Origin of the sequence: Halostella pelagica (assembly GCF_004762015.1) — an archaeon.
Classification (GTDB): domain Archaea; phylum Halobacteriota; class Halobacteria; order Halobacteriales; family Natronoarchaeaceae; genus Halostella; species Halostella pelagica.
Genome location: NZ_SJES01000003.1, coordinates 205,623 through 222,456, shown reverse-complemented (window position 1 = coordinate 222,456; position 16,834 = coordinate 205,623). Strand labels below are relative to the sequence as shown.

Genomic DNA, 16,834 nt, shown 5'->3' with positions numbered 1-16,834 from the left:
TCGTGCGATCAGGTGCGCATCGACTTTCAGTTGCTACTGTAAAGCGTCCCGCCGCCTCTCATAGTGACTGTTGTACGGCAGTTCGGTGGTTCGCCGACGCGAGGTCGGCGAGCACCGATACATAACTCGAAGACTTCCTGTCAGGCCATCTGGAGCAACTGCGCGTGCAGCGTCGTCTCGACTTCGAGGACGTTCGCCTCGTCGACGAACCCCTCGTCGACGGCGAGTTCGACGGCTTCACGCCCGACGATGTTCGCGACTGTCGCGCGAGCGAGACTGTCGACGACGGCCGCCTCGTCGACCTCGTCCCCGCCGTAGAACTCCTCGGAGACGGTGATCGAGATATCGCCCTCCTCGAACGTCTCGCCGAGGACACCGTCGTCGCAGACGGCGACCAGAAGCCCCTCGTCAGTCTGGCGCTCGTTGACAATCATTCCACTAGCTCCTGTTCTGCCTCCTTGCGCATCTCTTCGGCCTCCTCGACTATCTCCTCGGCGCGGTCGTACTCGCCGAGTTCTTCGAGCGCTCGCGCCTTCTCCTCTAAGATCGACGAGTTGCGCATCCCCAGACGGATCGCGTTGTCGATGCTGTTCAGCGCGTCCTCCGGGAGACCGCGCTCCAGGAGGAAGAACCCGCGGTTGTACCAGGCTCGCGCAAAGCGCTCGTCGATCTCGACGGCCTTTTCGGCGTGTTCCAGCGCCTGCTCGCTCTGGCCGGACTCCCAGAGCGCGTACGCGAGGTTGGTCTGGGCGGTCGCGGCGTGTTCGCTGGAGTCGTCGATTCGCAGGGCCTCGCGGTACGCGCCGATCGCCGCGTCGTACTCCTCCAGTTCGGCGTGGGCCGCGCCCTTGTTCGTCCGGGCTTCCTGTTCGACGAGGTCGTCGTCGGCGTACTGGGCCGCCCGTTCGAGGGCGTCGGTCGCCTGCTCGTAGCGGTTGATACGCATGTACTCCAGCCCGACATCGACGAGTTTGTCGGCGTTTATCTGGTCGTCCGGGATGGCCTCGTCGTCCAGCAGGTCGGACACGACCCGCGAGTCGACGGGGTCGACCTTGTCCGGGTCGACGTCGAGTTCCGGCGGGTCGAGGTCGAACCCGTCGTGGGTATCGGAGAACCCTTCGCCCTCCGAGAAGCGGTGGTCGCTGGGCTCGTCGTGTTCGTCAGTCATACTCTCTGCTACTGCTGGAAGGGGGTTAAGGCCTGCGAACGAGAAATGCCTCACAGCAGACTGCCGTCTGCTGTTTCGCCCTTTCACTGTCCGCCGGAGCGGCGTCGCCGCTTCGAGTCGTCATGTTCCGCTCGTAAAGAGGCCGCGGTAGTGGCGACACGCTCCGAACGCCTGCCGTTCCCCGTCCGCTCGGAGCGCTCACTTCGTTCGCGCATCTGAGCGCGGCCGGCCGGTGGTTTCGACGCTCGTCTCGGGAGTATATTCAAGGATTCAGCCGTCGGAGTTCCGTTATGCGACTGTTCGTCAGCATCGACCTGCCCGACGAGTTGGCGGATTCGGTGCGGGAGGTCCAGGAGTTGTTCGAGGAGGCTGCGGGGTTGAACTTCACAGACCCCGAGCAGGCCCACGTGACGGTGAAGTTCCTCGGGGACGTAGACGAGGACCGCCTCGACGAGGTGACTGCGGCCGTCGAGCGCGGCGTCGACCACGCCGACATCAAGAACTCTTTCCCCGCGCGTTTCGCCGGTCTCGGTGTGTTTCCGAGCCTCGACTACATCAGCGTGGTGTGGCTCGGGGTCGAGGTCGGGAAAGCGGAGATGACGACGCTACACGAGTGCATCGAGGACGAGACGACCGACATAGGCTTCGAACCCGAGGAAAACGAGTTCACGCCCCACGTCACGCTCGCTCGAATGGAACACGCCGGCGGGAAAGAGCGGGTTCAGGAGGTCGTCGAGAACCGCCACCCCACCGTGGGCGAGATGGCCGTCGAAGAGGTCCGCATAACGGAAAGCGACCTGACGCAGGACGGGCCGGAGTACTCGACGGTGGAGTCGTTCCCGCTGTAGCGTCACGTGTCCGGTCTGTACGGAGTAGCGACGCTTGCACTGGTCTCCGTCGGCGGCCTCGGCGAGGTCACGCTCGGGGACGTACTGGCGATACTCGGCTCCCTGCTTCTCGTCGTCGCCGGGACAGCGGCCTGACGCTCTGCACGGGATCCGCGTTTCTCGCGCACCTCGCGGCCCTGTTCCCGGCGTTGTTCGTCGTCGGGGAACTCCTCTCCGACGCCGTCCCCATCGTGTCGTAGCGGGCGGCGGCTTCAAAGGAACAAGATTTTAAGCCACGGAAAGGTAGTTGGGGCCACTATGGGTAAGAAATCGAAGGCGAAGAAAAAGCGTCTCGCAAAGCTCGAGAACCAGAACAGCCGGGTGCCCGCCTGGGTCATGATGAAAACGGACATGGAAGTCCAGCGCAACCCCAAGCGGCGCAACTGGCGGCGTAGCGACACTGACGAATAATGAGCGCGAGCGATTTCGAGGAACGGGTCGTCACCGTTCCGCTACGTGACGCGAAGGCAGAGGCCAAACACAAACGGGCCGACAAGGCGATGACTATCGTGCGCGAGCACCTGGCACAGCACTTCTCCGTCGAGGAGGAGGACGTGCGCCTGGACCCCTCGATCAACGAGGCCGTCTGGTCCCGAGGCCGCAAGAAGCCCCCGAGCAAACTTCGAGTCCGCGCGGCCCGCTTCGACGAAGAGGGCCGAGGGGTCGTCGAAGCAGAGTACGCAGAGTAACGTTGCTCCGCGCCGCGTTCTCCGGGTCGTCGTACGTCGGTGTATTCGCACGCGCGACCGACCACTGTCTGCTTGCCCGCCCGGACGTCGAGGAGTCGCTGCTATCGGACATCGAGGACGAACTCGATATCCCCGCAGTGGCGACGACGGTCGGTGGGTCAGGCACGGTCGGTGCGCTCGCGACCGGTAACTCGAACGGATTGCTAGTCAGCGGCCGCCTCCGCGATGTCGAACGCGACCGAATCGCGGACGCCGTCGATGTCCCCCTTCACGAACTCCCGGGACGGATCAACGCCGCCGGTAACGTCGTTCTCGCGAACGACGCCGGCGCGTACGTCCACCCGGACCTGCCGCGCGAAGCCGTGCAAGTCGTGGCAGACGCGCTCGACGTTCCGGTCGAACGCGGCGAACTCGCCGGCGTCCGCACGGTCGGCACCGCCGCCGTCGCGACGAACGACGGCGTGCTTTGCCATCCCAAAACGACCGACGAGGAACTGGACTTCCTCGAAGAGGTGCTCGATGTCAGAGCTGACATCGGCACTATCAACTACGGTGCGCCGCTGGTCGGGTCCGGACTGATCGCAAACAGCTACGGATACGTCGCCGGGCAGGACACCACCGGCCCGGAACTGGGCCGAATCGAGGACGCACTCCAGTTCATCGACTGAGTTCGCGCCGTCCCGGAACACACGGGACGAGGACAGTCGCTCCGGCACCCGTCTCACGTTTCTCTGATAGGGACTGTTGTCAGTCGTTTCAGCCTTTCGTCGACCCTCTGTCGGCGAATACCGGTACACAGTTACAACGGTCCCTCTGAGTCCCGCCCGGCGAGGGATATCTGCCCTCGGGCGGTCGCATCGCTCGCTCGAAACGAGCGCGACCGTGGAAGTTCATGTAGGAAGATTCTTCCGGCGCAAGGTCGGACAGTGAGACATGAGTGAGTTTACTGTACGCGGTGAGTTCGAGTCCCGGGACGGCTGGGCTTCGTTCGAGAAGACGCTTGACGCAGAGAACGAGGACGTCGCGGTCGAATACCTCTACTCCCGTCTCGGGAGCCACCACGGTCTGAAGCGCACGCAGATCGAAATCGAGGAGGTCGGCAAATAATGATGGGTGGTGGCCAGCAGGAGCTTCAACAGCTCTCGCAGGAGATTCAGGAGATCCAGGAGCAGGTCGAAGCGCTCGAAGAGGAGGTCGCAGACCTCCAGACGGAGAAAACCGAGATCGACGAGGCCATCGAGGCCATCCAGACGCTCGAGACCGGTTCGACCGTGCAGGTTCCCCTCGGCGGCGACGCCTACCTCCGCGCGGAAGTCCAGGACATCGACGAGGTCGTCGTCAGCCTCGGCGGCGGCTACGCCGCGGAGCAGGCCGAGGGCGACGCCGTCGAGACGCTGGAGAACAAAAAGGAGTACGTCGACGACCGTATCGACGAGGTCAACGCCGAAATCGCCGAGCTCGAAACCGAAAGCGAGGAGCTCGAACAGAAGGCACAGCAGATGCAGCAACAGCAGATGCAACAGCAGATGCAGCAGATGCAGGGCGAAGAAGAAACCGACGAGTAACGGGCGACGATGTTCGATAGCCTGAAAGACAAGCTCGGCAACTTCCGCAAGGACGCAGAGGAAGTCGCCGAGGAGAAGGCCGAGGCGGCCGAGGATGAGGAGGGGGCGGGAGACGAGACGGAAGCGGCGGACGCCGAGACGGCAGCCGACGACGCCGCTACCGCCGAACCCGACGACGTAACCGCCGACCCCGAATCAGCGGCGGCCGCCGAAGAGGGTGAAGCCGCGGCCGCGGAGGCCGAATCCCCCGAGACGGCGACGGCCGCAGAGGCCGTGCCTCGCGAGAGCCCGGACGCTCCGGCTTCCGAAGACGCCGATCCGGCCGCTGACGCCGATGCGTCCGACGAGGACGACGCGGCGTCCGACGAGACCGACGATAGCGGCGGAACCGGGTTCGCCCGCAAGGCCAAATCCCTGGCAACGGGGAAGTTCGTCATCGAGGAGGAGGACCTCGAAGACCCGCTGTGGGAGCTGAAGATGGCGCTCCTGGAAAGCGACGTCGAGATGAGCGTCGCCGAGGAGATACTCGACAATATCAGAGACGAACTCGTCGGCGAGACCCGTCGGTTCACCGAGAGTACGGGCGCTGTCGTCGAGGACGCGCTCGGCGAAGCCCTGCTCGATGTCATCAACGTCGGGCAGTTCGACTTCGACGAGCACGTGGCCGAGGCCGAGAAACCGCTCGTCATCATCTTCACCGGCGTCAACGGCGTCGGGAAGACGACCAGCATCGCGAAACTCTCGCAGTATCTCGAACGGCGGGGGTACTCCTCGGTGCTGGCGAACGGCGACACCTACCGCGCCGGCGCGAACGAGCAGATCCAGGAACACGCGGATAACCTGAACAAGAAGATCATCGCCCACGAGCAGGGCGGCGACCCCGCCGCGGTCATCTACGACGCGGTGGAGTACGCCGAGGCGAACGACGTAGACGTGGTACTTGGCGACACCGCCGGTCGCCTACACACGAACGAGGGTCTGATGGACCAACTGGAGAAGATCGGTCGCGTCGTCGGTCCCGACATGACGCTGTTCGTCGACGAGGCCGTTGCGGGCCAGGACGCGGTCCAGCGCGCCAAGCAGTTCGACGACGCCGCCGAGGTAGACGGCTCCATCCTGACGAAGGCGGACGCCGACTCACAGGGCGGCGCGGCTATCTCCATCTCTCACGTGACCGGGAAGCCGATCCTCTTTCTCGGCGTTGGGCAGGGGTACGACGACCTCGAACGGTTCGACCCCGAGGAGATGGTCGACCGTCTGCTCGGCGACGAGGAGTAGGGAAGCCGCACTCGTTTTCCCTGGGGAGACACTCGATACTCCCCACTCGGCGGTTCGACGCCCGGTTCTGGCGGACTGTTCCGACCAGGTACGGCCAGAAACGCCACGAGGTAGCGGCAATATTTGTGACACCGCGTCGGCCGCTTACCGTCGTTGTCTCCGGACAGCTGGCCCGTTCCTCCTCCTGTCGGCTGTAATCCCTTGCGGAACCTCGGGCCCTGAGGGTCCGAGTATCGTTCCGAAGTGACAGCTGACAGTCTCAGTTTTGCCGGAGATGCCCGCCAGAAAGAGGCAGTACTCTCCGCTACGGGGCAGACCCGTCACCATTGACCACTTTGCGCGAACACTTCGTGGCGGGTGAGTACTAGTGGCATGATAGATGACCACAGACGGCACAGATGTTCAACACCGATGGTGGTCGCCGTGAACGCCGTCAGCGCAAGCTCTGACGAACTCCTGCTCATCCCGGAGATTCGCACGAATACCGAAAGAGCGGAGCTCTTTCGAGCACACGGCTCCCACGCGAGGTGGTCGCCGTGAACACCGTCGAACAGTACAAGCAAAACAAGCATCCGCTGGACGTTATCGAGGATGTCAAGGAGTACGCAGAGGAGGGCCTGTCGTTCGACGAGATAGAGGAGCGCGCCGGCGACGGCGAGTGGGAACGCCTGAAGTGGGCCGGCATGTACAGCCACGGTCGCCAGCGCGGCTACTTCATGATGCGGACGAAGGTGCCCGGCGGCTACCTGACGCCGGACCAGGCCGAAGTTATCGGCACGGTGGCTGAGGAGTACGCTACTGCGCCCGAGGAACACGGCGGCGAGACCCAGAACGAACTCTGGGGCGACGCGTACCTCGACATCACGACGCGACAGGACATACAGAAACACTGGATAGAGGTCGCGGACGTGCCGGAGGTCTGGGCGAAGTACGACGAGGTGGGACTGACCACCATCCAGGGCTGCGGCGACTCCGCGCGGAACGTACTCGGCTGTCCCGCGGCTGGGCTGGACGGACACGAGTGTTTCGACGCCCAGCCCGTCATCGACGCCGTCTCGGACTTCTTCACGGAGAACCGCGAGTACGCCAACCTCCCGCGGAAGTTCAAGATGACCATCACTGGCTGTTCGCAAGACTGTAGCCAGTCGCAGATCAACGACGTTGGGCTGACGCCGGCCCGCAAGGTGATCAACGGCACGGACCAGTACGGATTCCACGTCAAGGTCGGCGGCGGCCTCTCGGACGGCCCGCGGATGGCGACGACGATGGACGTGTTCGTCCCGCCGGAACACGCCGTCGAGTTCACGCGGGCGGTGGCCCAGACGTTCAAGGAACTCGGCGACCGGAACAACCGCGGCGTCTGCCGGATGCGCTACCTCGTCGAGCAGATGGGAACGGAGACGTTCGAGGAAGCGGTCCGGGACCGCTGTACGGTCGAACTTCCGTCGCAGGGCGTCGACCTCACCGAGGGCTACCTCGGCGACCACGTCGGCGTCCACGACCAGAAGCAAGACGGGCTGAAGTACGTCGGCTTTAACGTCGTCGCGGGACGGATGGGCGGCGACGAGTTCGCCGAGGCGGCCCGCGCCGCCAGGGAGTACGGCACGGACGACGCCTCGGTCCGTCTCGCGACCGACCAGAACTTCCTCATCACCCACGTCCCCGAGGAGAACGTCGACGACCTGCTGGCGGAACCGTTCGCGGAGGCGTACCAGCCCGACCCCGGCCCGTTCGCGCGCGGCGCGGTCGGCTGTACGGGCAGCGAGTTCTGCAACTACGGCATCATCGAGACGAAAAACCGCGTCAAACGGTGGGCGCGCGAACTCGACGACCGCATCGACACGCCGGACAATCTCGACGTGGTCCGGATGCATATGAGCGGCTGCTCGGCGTCGTGCGCGCAGCCGCAGATCGCGGACATCGGCTTCCGCGGCGAGACGGTGCAGTTGGATACGGACGGCGACGCGGACGAGATGGTCGAAGGGATGGACTTCGGGCTCGGCGGGAGCCTCGGTTCTGACAACGAGTTCCTCGACTGGGTCGAAAACGCTGTGCCGGCGGACGCGGTGATACCGGCGCTGGAAAGCCTGTTCGATGCGTACGCTGAGGAACAGACGGGCGACGAACGCTTCTACCAGTGGTGTCGTCGCGTCGACAACGACCACCTGCGACAGGTCATGCAGCGGGCGGACGCGCCCGTTGCGAAGGGGGTGGCTGCGGATGACTGACCGGGGCGGCTCGGACGAGAACCGGCCGCCGGACGAACGCCTTCCGGGCGTCCCGGACACGGGAGACGACGAGAGCGAGTCGGTCCCGCCGGCCGACGGCGTACGCATCCACCGGCCCGACGCCGAGCACCGCACGATCCCCGGCGATCAGGTCGGTCCGGGCGACGAGGCCGAGAGCGGGCCAGTCGGCGAGGCTGGCGCGGACAGCGGCGAGTGTTCCGACGATGCCTGCGGATGCGAAAGCGGCGGCGACGAGGTGGCGGCAGACGGGGTCCGTATGAGCGAAGCGAACACGGGCTCGTCGGAGATTTACTCCGACGGCGGCGCAACCCCGGCAAACGTCGACAGCGAGGGCAACCTCACGGACATCGAGTTCACCCCGCCCGCAGAAGGCCGAAGCCAGAACGTGGAGAACGGCCGACCCGACGAGCGCGTTCAGGTCCCCGAGGGCGTCGAACTGGACACGCCCGGCTACGAGATCCGCGACGAGATGAACGACATCGAGACGCCCGACGACAAGACGTGGTTCATGGAACTGGACGAGGCGGTCATCGACGACGGCCGTTGCATCCAGTGCGGCACGTGCGTCGCGGCCTGCCCCACGGACTCCATCGGTATCGGCGACGACGACCTGCCGGAACTCGTGAAGATGTGTACCGGCTGTTCGCTCTGCTGGGACTTCTGTCCCCGCGGCGGCCTGCGCTACGAGCGCCAGTGGAAGATCACCGGCGGCGACGACAACGTGTCGGGTGCGGGCGACCCCATCACGGAGTTCTCCGCGAAGGTAGAAGACGACTGGCGAGAGGGTGCGCAGGACGGCGGCGTCGTCACCAGCGTCCTCTCGCACCTGCTTGAGGCGGGCGAGATAGACGGCGCGCTGATCGCCACCGAGAGCGACGGCGAACCGTGGAAGGCAGAGTCGTTCCTCGCGACGAGCCACGAGGACCTGGTCGAAAACGCCGGGAGCTTCTACAACCAGACGCTGGCGCTTGGCAACCTCAGCCTCGACCAGTGGGAGCTCAAGCTTCCGGACAAAGATCCCGAGGACCTCAGCCTCGCGATGGTCGGCACCCCCTGCGAGATCGAAGGCATCCGCGCCCTGCAAGACTTCGACTGGGACTATCAGTCACAGGACGCGGGCGTCCGCGCCGTCGACTACACCGTCGCGCTGATGTGTACGAAGAACTTCAACTACCACCGCCTCATCGGCGAGCAGTTAGAGGAGAAACGCGACATCTTGCCCAAGGAAATCGGCAAACTCGACGTCCTCGACGGCGAGATGCGCGTCTACGGCAACGACGGCGCACCCCTCCTCGTCGAGGATATCGAGGGGTTCCACGACGCCGCGCTGAAAGGCTGTGACGAGTGCGCCGACTTCACGGGCTACGCCGCCGACCTGACTGTCGGCTCCGTCGGGTCCGGAGACGAGTACTCCAGCGTCATCGTTCGGACGGAACAGGGGATGGACGCGTGGGAACTCGCGGAGCCCGACCTCGACTACCACGACCTGGAGGATCGCAGCGCCGTCGGCGGACTCCAGTCCTGGGACAAGAAGAAGGCGTTCGAATCGCTGGACCGTCCCTTCGATCCCGACGCACCGCGGTTCATCGACTATACCGACCACGCCGAGCACTACGGGACAGAGCTGAACCCCCACGAGGCCGGCCACTGAGGCACTGATATCCCGTTTCGGACCGGGTTCCAGCGGGTTTCCGTTAGACTTTTGATAAGTACGGTTCAATCTCAATGAGAACTACATGGGGTGCGCGACCGAATGACGGACGAGCCGACCGTCCTCGTCGTCGACGACGAGGACAAACTCGCGGATATGTACGTGCTGTGGCTTCGGCAAGAGTACGAGGTTCGGACCGCCTACGACGCGCAAGCGGCGGTGGACGAACTCGATGATTCGGTCGACGTGGTCCTGCTCGACCGACGGATGCCAGGGATCTCCGGCGACCGCCTGCTCGACGAGTTCGCGGATGATCCCCCGTTTAGCGTCATCATGATAACGGCCGTCGAACCCGACTTCGACATCATCGATATGGCGTTCGACGACTATCTCTGCAAGCCAGTCCAGCACGACGACCTGACGGCCGCAATCGACTACCAGATCGCCGTCCAGGGGCGCGATGACAGGCTCCGGAAGTATTCCGTCGCCCGTGCGAAACTGGCCGTGCTAGAAGCCGAGAAATCCAGACACGAACTGTCGAACAGTTCCACCTACGGGGAGCTTCAGTCGACGGCTCAGCGATTGGAGTCATTGCTCGAAGACTCCGTCCCCGACTTCGACGAGGTCGACGAGGAGTTTCAGGCGATAGGTCGCACGACCTGATACTGTCAGCTGTAATCCCTTGAAGAATATCGGACCCTCGGGGACCGATTATCTTTACGAAGTTACAGCCGACAGTATGAGTTGCGTCTCCCCCTGTTTGCCGTCGTTCGTTTCTCCCCCTGCTGTTCGCTTTCCCGTTCTCGGTAGACGACGCGTCGCGACGGCGGAGCCGCGGACCGGACGGGCAAGGCTTTAACCCCGCCGCCGCCTACCAGCGTGCAAATGGTACTCGACGATCTCGGGAGTTCGCTGCGGGGTACGTTAGACAAACTCCGCGGGAAATCCCGCATCAGCGAGGAAGACGTCGAAGCGGTCGTCAAGGAGATCCAGCGCTCGCTTCTGCAGGCCGACGTCGACGTTTCCCTCGTGATGGACCTCTCGGACAGCATCAAGGAGCGCTCGCTGGACGAGGAACCGCCAGCAGGCACGACTGCCCGAGAGCACGTCCTCAGCATCGTCTACGAGGAGATGGTGGATCTCGTCGGCGAGAGCACGGAGCTCCCGCTGGAAGAACAGACCATCATGCTCGCCGGTCTCCAGGGGTCGGGGAAGACGACCACCGCCGCCAAGATGGCGTGGTGGTTCTCGAAGAAGGGGCTGAAACCCGCCGTCATCCAGACTGACACGTTCCGGCCCGGAGCGTACGACCAGGCGAAACAGATGACCGAACGCGCCGAGGTCGACTTCTACGGCAACCCCGACAACGACGACCCGGTCGACATCGCCCGAAACGGTATCGAAGCGACCGAAGAGGCCGACGTTCGTATCGTCGACACCGCCGGTCGCCACGCGCTCGAAGACGACCTCATCGACGAGATCGAGCAGATCGAAGACGTCGCCGCGCCCGACCGCTCCCTGCTCGTGTTAGACGCCGCCATCGGTCAGGGAGCGAAAGACCAGGCCCAGCAGTTCGAGGAATCGATCGGAATCGACGGCGTCGTCATCACCAAACTCGACGGGACGGCGAAAGGTGGCGGTGCGTTGACTGCGGTCAACGAGACCGGCTCCTCCATCGCCTTCCTCGGCACCGGCGAGGAGGTCAAAGACGTCGAGCGGTTCGAACCGAGCGGCTTCATCTCCCGCCTGCTGGGGATGGGCGACCTGAAACAGCTGACCGAACGCGTCGAGCGGGCGATGCAGGAGACCCAGGAGGAAGACGAGGAGTGGGACCCCGAGGACATGCTCCAGGGGCAGTTCACCCTCCGCGATATGAAAAAACAGATGGACGCGATGAACCGCATGGGCCCGCTCGATCAGGTCATGGACATGATCCCCGGCATGGGCGGCGGGATCAAAGACCAGCTACCGGACGACGCGATGGACGTCACCCAGGAGCGCATGCGTAGTTTCGAGGTCATCATGGACTCGATGTCCGAGGACGAACTGGAGAACCCCCGCAAGATCGGCCAGAGCCGGACGGAACGCATCGCCCGCGGGAGCGGCCAGCCTGAAGAGAAGGTGCGCGAACTGCTCCAGCAGCACAAGATGATGGAACGCACCATCAAGCAGTTCCAGGGCATGGGTCAGGGAGACATGGATATGCAGCGCATGATGAAGAAGATGGAGAACCAGGGCGGCGGCGGTGGCGGCGGCATGGGCGGTATGGGACCGTTCTAAACGACCTTTTCGACGCTCGGAGTCTCGCGTGGCCGTCTCGAAGAGCCACTTCGGATATCGAGTCAGATCTCCCTTCGCAACCTCTCCGTGCTGACGGCAAACAGTGGAGTGCGGATCGTCTCAGTTCTTCTCAGCTCACGCTAGCTACTTATGCTGTTTGAGGGCGTGTACTCTGTAGATATGGTTGAAAACCAGTTTACAGACCCGGACACCACGCGCGAAGAGTGGGTCGACGTCCGAATGGAGGACCCCGAGGAGGGGGAGTGGGACGTCGATGCGGTCGTCGTCGGAGGGCATGTCGAGTACGTCGACCTCCGGATCAGACCGGAACTCCTCTCCGATTTCATCGGGTGTCTCATCAACGATATCGGGGACGAAGAGGCCAGGACGATCCTGTCGAACGCGGCCGAGGGGAAGTCGATCGACCTGCAGGACGAGCCCAGCACTACGTAGGGCCGTCTACCGCGCGTTCAGCGTCTCCACGATGACGTCGAGGTCCTCGTGGTGGGTCGCCTGCCGCGGGGCCGTCAGCGGCGAGACGCTCACTTCGCCGTCGATGACGGCGCGGCGGTCCGACCCCCGTTCGTAGCGCTCGCGGACGGTACCGATATCCGAGAACGGGTTCTCGTACCCGACCGTGTGCGGCCAGAACTTGTCCCGGAGCGCGACGTGGCGCTCGCCGTCGCCGACGGTCAGTTCGTCGGGAACGTCGGCGTCGTGGTCGACGAACACGTCGAAGTCGTCGTCCGGACGGGTCACTCGAATCCGGGGGTCCTCAGCGTCTATCGGCGCGTTCACGTTCAGCAGGTCGACGTCGTCGAACACGCCGGCGTCGAGCGACCGCTCGACCAGTTCGCGAGCGACCCTCGCCGGGGCGGAGAAGTCGTAGTCGGCGGGCGGATGTGGGAAGAACTCGACGTTGTGGTAAGCAGACACCGCGACGGCCGGAGTACCGAGAAACGCCGCCTCCAGCGCCGCGCCGACGGTCCCGGAGCGGCCGATGACGTACGCACCCATGTTCGGGCCGTGGTTACACCCCGAGACCACGAGGTCGAACTCCCGGTCCATACCGCGCAGGCCGTAGGCGACGCAGTCGGCGGGCGTGCCCGCCAGTTCGTCTCCCATCTCGTGTTCGGTCAGCGTGGCGTGCGTCGAGCGCTTGCGGCCGACGCCGGACTGATTGTCGGCGGGGGCGACGACGGTCACGTCGCCGAGCGCCCGTAGTTCGTCGCGGAGCGCACGGAGACCGTCGCCGTCGATACCGTCGTCGTTCGTGAGGAGGATGTCGACCACAGTGTTCGTGGCTTAGACCGCGTTCGAGTAAGCGTTCCGGTAGTTCGCCGGTCCGACCGGCTCCGGGGGAGCCGCCGGCTTTTATCAGATCCGGGCGTGTGGGAATTGGCATGAGCGTTCGCGAGGTGGCGGTCGATGCCTATCGGGAGGCGTTGCCGGTCCTCGCGGCGAGTGCGGTCGGCGGGCTCTTCGCCGGCGTCGTCCTCGGTGGGATGCGCGCGGAACTGGAGGCAGTCGCCGGACTACTCGTGCTGGTGCCGGCACTGCTCGCCACTCGCGGGAACGTCTACGGCGCTCTCGGCGCAAAGCTCTCCTCCGCGCTCCACCAGGGGTTGGTCGCACCCGTATTCGACCTGGAAGACGAGCGGTTGCGAGCGGCGATCGCCGCCGCGATGGCGAACGGCGTCCTCGTTAGCGTGTTCGCGGCGGTGGTCGCGTACCCCGTCCTCCTCGTTCTCTCCCGCCCGTCCGCGTCCTTGCTCACCCTCGCGACCATCGCCTTCATTGCCGGACTGCTCTCGGGTATCGCACTGACCGTCGTCGTCGTCTTCGCGGTGTTCGTCGGCTACCGCCGCGGACTGAACCCCGACACCCTCGTCGGCCCTGTCGTGACGACGACCGGCGACGTGTTCGGGATGGCGACACTGCTCGTCGCCGTACGGCTGGTTCTGGCACTGGGTGGGGGCTAAATGTCGGGAGCGCGAAGCAGCACGTGGACCGTCCAGGGGATCGCCCGGGCCATGTTGCCCTTGCTCGCCGTCCTGACGGTCGTCGAGGTAGGGAGCGGACTCGTTCTGGACACGTTCGAGGAGCAACTGCTCCGCTATCCGTCGCTTTTGGTCCTCGTTCCCGTCACCATCGGCACCGCCGGCAATCTGGGGAGTATTCTCGCCGCGCGACTCTCGACGGCGTTTCACCTCGGAACGCTCTCGTTCGCGCCCGACGACGACCGACTGCTCGGCAACGCCGTCGCCACATTCGGACTTGCGGTCACCATTTTCCCTGTCGTCGGCGCGGCCGCGTGGCTGGTGACCTCGATCACCGTCAGTGCAGACCTCGGGTTCGTAACGGTCGTCCTCGTCGCGACGCTTTCCGGGGCCGTTCTCGCCGTTCTCGCCGTCGTCGTCACGTTCGTCGCGACCTACGCCGCCTATCGACTCCGTCTCGACCCGGACGACGTGGTGATCCCCGTGGTGACGAACACCTGTGACGTTCTCGGAGTGTTGGTCCTGTTCGCCGTCGTTCGGCTGGTTTTGTAGTCCACGTCACCGACGTGCTAGGCAGCGACTCACCGTACGGCTGAGTACTCTCCGAAGAGCGCGGAGGCCGCCGCGGACGGGACAGGCTCCGAGAGGAACAGGCGGCCGCAGCGGGCGCATGGAACGCCGTCGACGGCCCGCAACCGACGGAGATTTACCCGCTCCGCCGTCACCAGTTCCCGTGCAGTGGCTCGTCGACCTGCTGTTCGGAACGGTCGTTCCCAGGGTGGCGAAGATCACCCTGTTCATCGCGTTAGGGGTCGGCCTCGCCAATCTAGCGGTCGAGTTCGGGGCGGTCCGGTACATCGCAGGGCTGGCCGCGCCGCTGACGGGCCCCGCTAACCTCCCGCGGGAAGTCGGAACCGCCATCCTCACGACCACCGCCTCGACCACAGCGGGGTACGGGATGCTCGCGGAGTTCCGCGAGTCCGGGACGCTAGACGACCGCGCGACGCTCGTCGCCATCACCATCAACACGTTCTTCGGTTTCGTCCAGCACATCTTCACGTTCTACGCTCCGGTCCTGATCCCCATTCTCGGTCTCGAAGTCGGTCTGCTGTACGTCGGAACCCGCGCCGCGATCGCACTCGCGATCACCGTCGTCGGTGTGATCGGCGGCGCGTTCCTCCTCTCGGAAGAGAACGTCGACGCCGTTGCCGTCCCCGACGACGTTGAGACCCCCGACCCGGAGGAGAGCACCCTCCCGGAGAAACTCCGGAGCGCCGCCGACAGCACGCGGTCGAAGGTCGTCGACGTTCTCCCACGTCTCCTCGTCGTGTACGCGCTGGTCAGCGTTCTGACCGCACGCACCGACCTGAGGGAACTGACAGCCGTGGCGGAACCGCTTACGACGGTTCTGGGGCTCCCTGGTGCCGCCATCCCCGTCATCGCCACCTTCGCGTTCGACACGACGAGCGGCGCAGTCGCGATCGTACCGCTGCTGGAGAATACGTTCACGCCGCGGGAGGCGGTTGCGACGATGCTCGTCGGCGGTATCGTCTCCTTTACCGTCTCGACGTTCAAGCGCTCTATCCCGTTCCAGTACGGCATCTGGGGGTCGGAGTTCGGATCGAAGGTGATAGCGGTAAACACGGGGCTGAAAGTGGTCTTCATCGCGCTGGCGCTCACGGTGCTTCTATCCCCGCTGTAACCGTCGCCGCCAATTCCTCGAACCGCCTTGCGGCACTGCTGTCCGGTGCGACGTTCGACACCGGGACCCCCGAACGCTGCGCCCGTTCGACCACCGCCGCGTCCGGAATGGCCGTCACTGGTGCGCCGAGTACGCGCTCGACCCGGTCGGTCGGCGGCGACGGTCCAGTACGGTTCAGCGCCACGCGGGCAACGCCGGCGTCGAGTTCGCGCGCGAGTTCCCGCGTCCTGACCACGTCCGCCACGGCGAACGCGTCGGGGAGGGCAACGAGGACGCAGCGGTCCGCGGCGAACAGCGGCAATCCCGCATCGGCGGCCATCCCCGCCGGGCAGTCGATCACGACTGTTTCGTACGCACTCGCAACGGCCTCGACGGCGTCGACCAGTTCTGCCGGGTCGCTGGCCCGTGCGCCGGCGAGCGTCCGGCCACACGGCACTATGTCGACAGCGCCACCCTCGCACACCGCCTCGATCGGATCCGCCCGTCCGGCGAGAACGTCGTGCAGATCCGGACCGTGCGACTCGGGCAGGTCGGCCATGCCCAAGTCGGCGTCGATGACCGCGGCGTCCAGGTCCGCGGCGAGGTTCAGTGACACCGTCGACTTACCGACGCCGCCTTTCCCGCCTGCGACCGCGACGATCACGAAAGCGCCCGAAGGGTCGTGACCGGAACCGACTCGGCGGCACGCTCTATCCGGCCACCGAGGGCTTCCGCCCGGCGTTCGACGGCCCGGAGGGCGGCGGCGTCGTCCTCTAGACGGTCGACTGCCGACTCGACGTCGTTGAGACTTCCCGCGCGGTCGACCGCGTCGGTCGCCTCGCCGAGCGTCGTCGCATCGGCGCAGTTCTCCGCCGTATCGAGGCGTGACGCGACCGACTGGAACCACTCCGCGACGGGCGGGGGAAGAGCGTCGTCGCCCGTGTCACGCCAAGCGGCCGCCGAGCCAGATCCGTCGTCGGCAGCGGACGGACCGGGATCCCCCGCCGGAACGGCATCGACCGGCGGTGATGGGTCGCCCAAACGCCGGATCACGCCCCCAGCCGTCGCGTCCGCTGTCTGCCTTCTCTCACCGTCTTTCGGGATAGCTCGCCGGTCGCTTGCGACCCTGACAGACGGTGACTCCGGGGGTGCGGGACTCGCGAACCCCACGGCGGTCTGGCCGTCGGCCGCGACAGTGGTGACGTACCCGTTCCCGTCCCATCCCTCGACCGGAACGCCGTGTCGCCGCGGCGGCCACGTCGGACCGTCGAGGGTGTGTTCTATCCGTACTCGCCGTCGCACGCCCGTGTCGTTTCGCACGACTGCTGCCACGAGCGTCACGCCGTCTTCCCGTCGGGTCCGGCATTCGACCTCGACCATGGCGAT

21 protein-coding genes are annotated in these 16,834 nt (G+C 65.2%); 16 read left to right on the top strand and 5 right to left on the bottom strand.

Going from position 1 to position 16,834, the window contains the following annotated elements; genetic code table 11:
* Positions 1–140: 140 nt before the first annotated feature.
* Together EYW42_RS09255 and EYW42_RS09250 are read right to left on the bottom strand one after the other, a co-directional pair.
* A complete protein-coding gene (locus EYW42_RS09255; protein ID WP_135534982.1) occupies positions 141–434 on the bottom strand; it encodes a DUF424 domain-containing protein in 294 nt (97 codons plus the stop codon).
* Complete coding sequence (locus tag EYW42_RS09250) at positions 431–1,168, bottom strand: tetratricopeptide repeat protein (protein ID WP_135534981.1); 738 nt, start codon at positions 1,166–1,168, stop codon at positions 431–433. Before EYW42_RS09250 ends, EYW42_RS09255 begins: the two co-directional genes overlap by 4 nt.
* Before the next feature lie 290 nt (positions 1,169–1,458).
* Here EYW42_RS09250 and thpR point away from each other — a divergent pair, with 290 nt between their 5' ends.
* From thpR to EYW42_RS09190, 13 genes are all read left to right on the top strand, one after another.
* Positions 1,459–2,016: an RNA 2',3'-cyclic phosphodiesterase gene (gene thpR / locus EYW42_RS09245; RefSeq protein ID WP_135534980.1), complete on the top strand. Its 558-nt coding sequence runs from the start codon at positions 1,459–1,461 to the stop codon at positions 2,014–2,016.
* A gap of 6 nt (positions 2,017–2,022) precedes the next feature.
* Positions 2,023–2,151: a hypothetical protein gene (locus EYW42_RS20325; protein ID WP_259371286.1), complete on the top strand. Its 129-nt coding sequence runs from the start codon at positions 2,023–2,025 to the stop codon at positions 2,149–2,151.
* Between the two features lie 162 nt (positions 2,152–2,313).
* The gene (locus tag EYW42_RS09240; RefSeq protein WP_135534979.1) at positions 2,314–2,466 is read left to right on the top strand and encodes a 50S ribosomal protein L39e; all 153 of its coding nucleotides are present in this window, start codon (positions 2,314–2,316) and stop codon (positions 2,464–2,466) included.
* Positions 2,466–2,744 carry a 50S ribosomal protein L31e gene (locus tag EYW42_RS09235; RefSeq protein ID WP_135534978.1) on the top strand — a complete coding sequence of 93 codons (279 nt, stop codon included), beginning with the start codon at positions 2,466–2,468 and terminating at the stop codon, positions 2,742–2,744. Before EYW42_RS09240 ends, EYW42_RS09235 begins: the two co-directional genes overlap by 1 nt.
* Positions 2,745–2,746: 2 nt before the next feature.
* Positions 2,747–3,412, top strand: coding sequence for a translation initiation factor IF-6 (locus EYW42_RS09230; RefSeq protein ID WP_135534977.1), 666 nt, complete (start codon positions 2,747–2,749; stop codon positions 3,410–3,412).
* A 265-nt stretch (positions 3,413–3,677) separates the two neighbouring features.
* Positions 3,678–3,851, top strand: a complete 174-nt coding sequence (gene rpl18a, locus EYW42_RS09225; protein WP_135534976.1) for a 50S ribosomal protein L18Ae — start codon at positions 3,678–3,680, stop codon at positions 3,849–3,851.
* Positions 3,852–3,853: 2 nt separating this feature from the next.
* Positions 3,854–4,309 (top strand): prefoldin subunit alpha, encoded by a 456-nt coding sequence (gene pfdA / locus EYW42_RS09220; RefSeq protein WP_135535256.1) that lies wholly within the window; start codon positions 3,854–3,856, stop codon positions 4,307–4,309.
* 9 nt (positions 4,310–4,318) lie between these two features.
* The gene (ftsY, locus tag EYW42_RS09215; RefSeq protein WP_135534975.1) at positions 4,319–5,587 is read left to right on the top strand and encodes a signal recognition particle-docking protein FtsY; all 1,269 of its coding nucleotides are present in this window, start codon (positions 4,319–4,321) and stop codon (positions 5,585–5,587) included.
* Between the two features lie 536 nt (positions 5,588–6,123).
* Positions 6,124–7,815 carry a nitrite/sulfite reductase gene (locus tag EYW42_RS09210; protein ID WP_135534974.1) on the top strand — a complete coding sequence of 564 codons (1,692 nt, stop codon included), beginning with the start codon at positions 6,124–6,126 and terminating at the stop codon, positions 7,813–7,815.
* Positions 7,808–9,487: a Coenzyme F420 hydrogenase/dehydrogenase, beta subunit C-terminal domain gene (locus tag EYW42_RS09205; RefSeq protein ID WP_237561299.1), complete on the top strand. Its 1,680-nt coding sequence runs from the start codon at positions 7,808–7,810 to the stop codon at positions 9,485–9,487. Before EYW42_RS09210 ends, EYW42_RS09205 begins: the two co-directional genes overlap by 8 nt.
* 102 nt (positions 9,488–9,589) lie before the next feature.
* Positions 9,590–10,150, top strand: a complete 561-nt coding sequence (locus EYW42_RS09200; protein ID WP_135534973.1) for a response regulator — start codon at positions 9,590–9,592, stop codon at positions 10,148–10,150.
* Positions 10,151–10,372: 222 nt separating this feature from the next.
* Positions 10,373–11,767 carry a signal recognition particle protein Srp54 gene (locus EYW42_RS09195; protein ID WP_135534972.1) on the top strand — a complete coding sequence of 465 codons (1,395 nt, stop codon included), beginning with the start codon at positions 10,373–10,375 and terminating at the stop codon, positions 11,765–11,767.
* A 180-nt stretch (positions 11,768–11,947) separates the two neighbouring features.
* Positions 11,948–12,220, top strand: a complete 273-nt coding sequence (locus EYW42_RS09190; protein ID WP_135534971.1) for a hypothetical protein — start codon at positions 11,948–11,950, stop codon at positions 12,218–12,220.
* Between the two features lie 6 nt (positions 12,221–12,226).
* On the opposite strand, the gene surE is transcribed toward EYW42_RS09190, so the two are convergent.
* The gene (surE, locus tag EYW42_RS09185) at positions 12,227–13,060 is read right to left on the bottom strand and encodes a 5'/3'-nucleotidase SurE (protein WP_135534970.1); all 834 of its coding nucleotides are present in this window, start codon (positions 13,058–13,060) and stop codon (positions 12,227–12,229) included.
* A 110-nt stretch (positions 13,061–13,170) separates the two neighbouring features.
* Between surE and EYW42_RS09180 the strand changes: the two genes are divergently transcribed.
* The 3 genes from EYW42_RS09180 to EYW42_RS09170 all read left to right on the top strand — a co-directional run bounded on the left by EYW42_RS09180 (position 13,171) and on the right by EYW42_RS09170 (position 15,469).
* Positions 13,171–13,749 (top strand): magnesium transporter, encoded by a 579-nt coding sequence (locus tag EYW42_RS09180; protein WP_135534969.1) that lies wholly within the window; start codon positions 13,171–13,173, stop codon positions 13,747–13,749.
* On the top strand, positions 13,750–14,319 hold the full coding sequence (locus EYW42_RS09175) for a magnesium transporter (RefSeq protein ID WP_135534968.1): 570 nt from the start codon (positions 13,750–13,752) through the stop codon (positions 14,317–14,319).
* A gap of 181 nt (positions 14,320–14,500) precedes the next feature.
* Positions 14,501–15,469 (top strand): nucleoside recognition protein, encoded by a 969-nt coding sequence (locus EYW42_RS09170; protein WP_135534967.1) that lies wholly within the window; start codon positions 14,501–14,503, stop codon positions 15,467–15,469.
* Here EYW42_RS09170 and EYW42_RS09165 read toward each other — a convergent pair.
* Positions 15,444–16,112 (bottom strand): MinD/ParA family ATP-binding protein, encoded by a 669-nt coding sequence (locus EYW42_RS09165; RefSeq protein WP_135534966.1) that lies wholly within the window; start codon positions 16,110–16,112, stop codon positions 15,444–15,446. The two genes, EYW42_RS09170 and EYW42_RS09165, sit on opposite strands and share 26 nt — an antisense overlap.
* Positions 16,109–16,828, bottom strand: coding sequence for a DUF7857 domain-containing protein (locus EYW42_RS09160; protein ID WP_135534965.1), 720 nt, complete (start codon positions 16,826–16,828; stop codon positions 16,109–16,111). Before EYW42_RS09160 ends, EYW42_RS09165 begins: the two co-directional genes overlap by 4 nt.
* Positions 16,829–16,834: the final 6 nt, after the last annotated feature.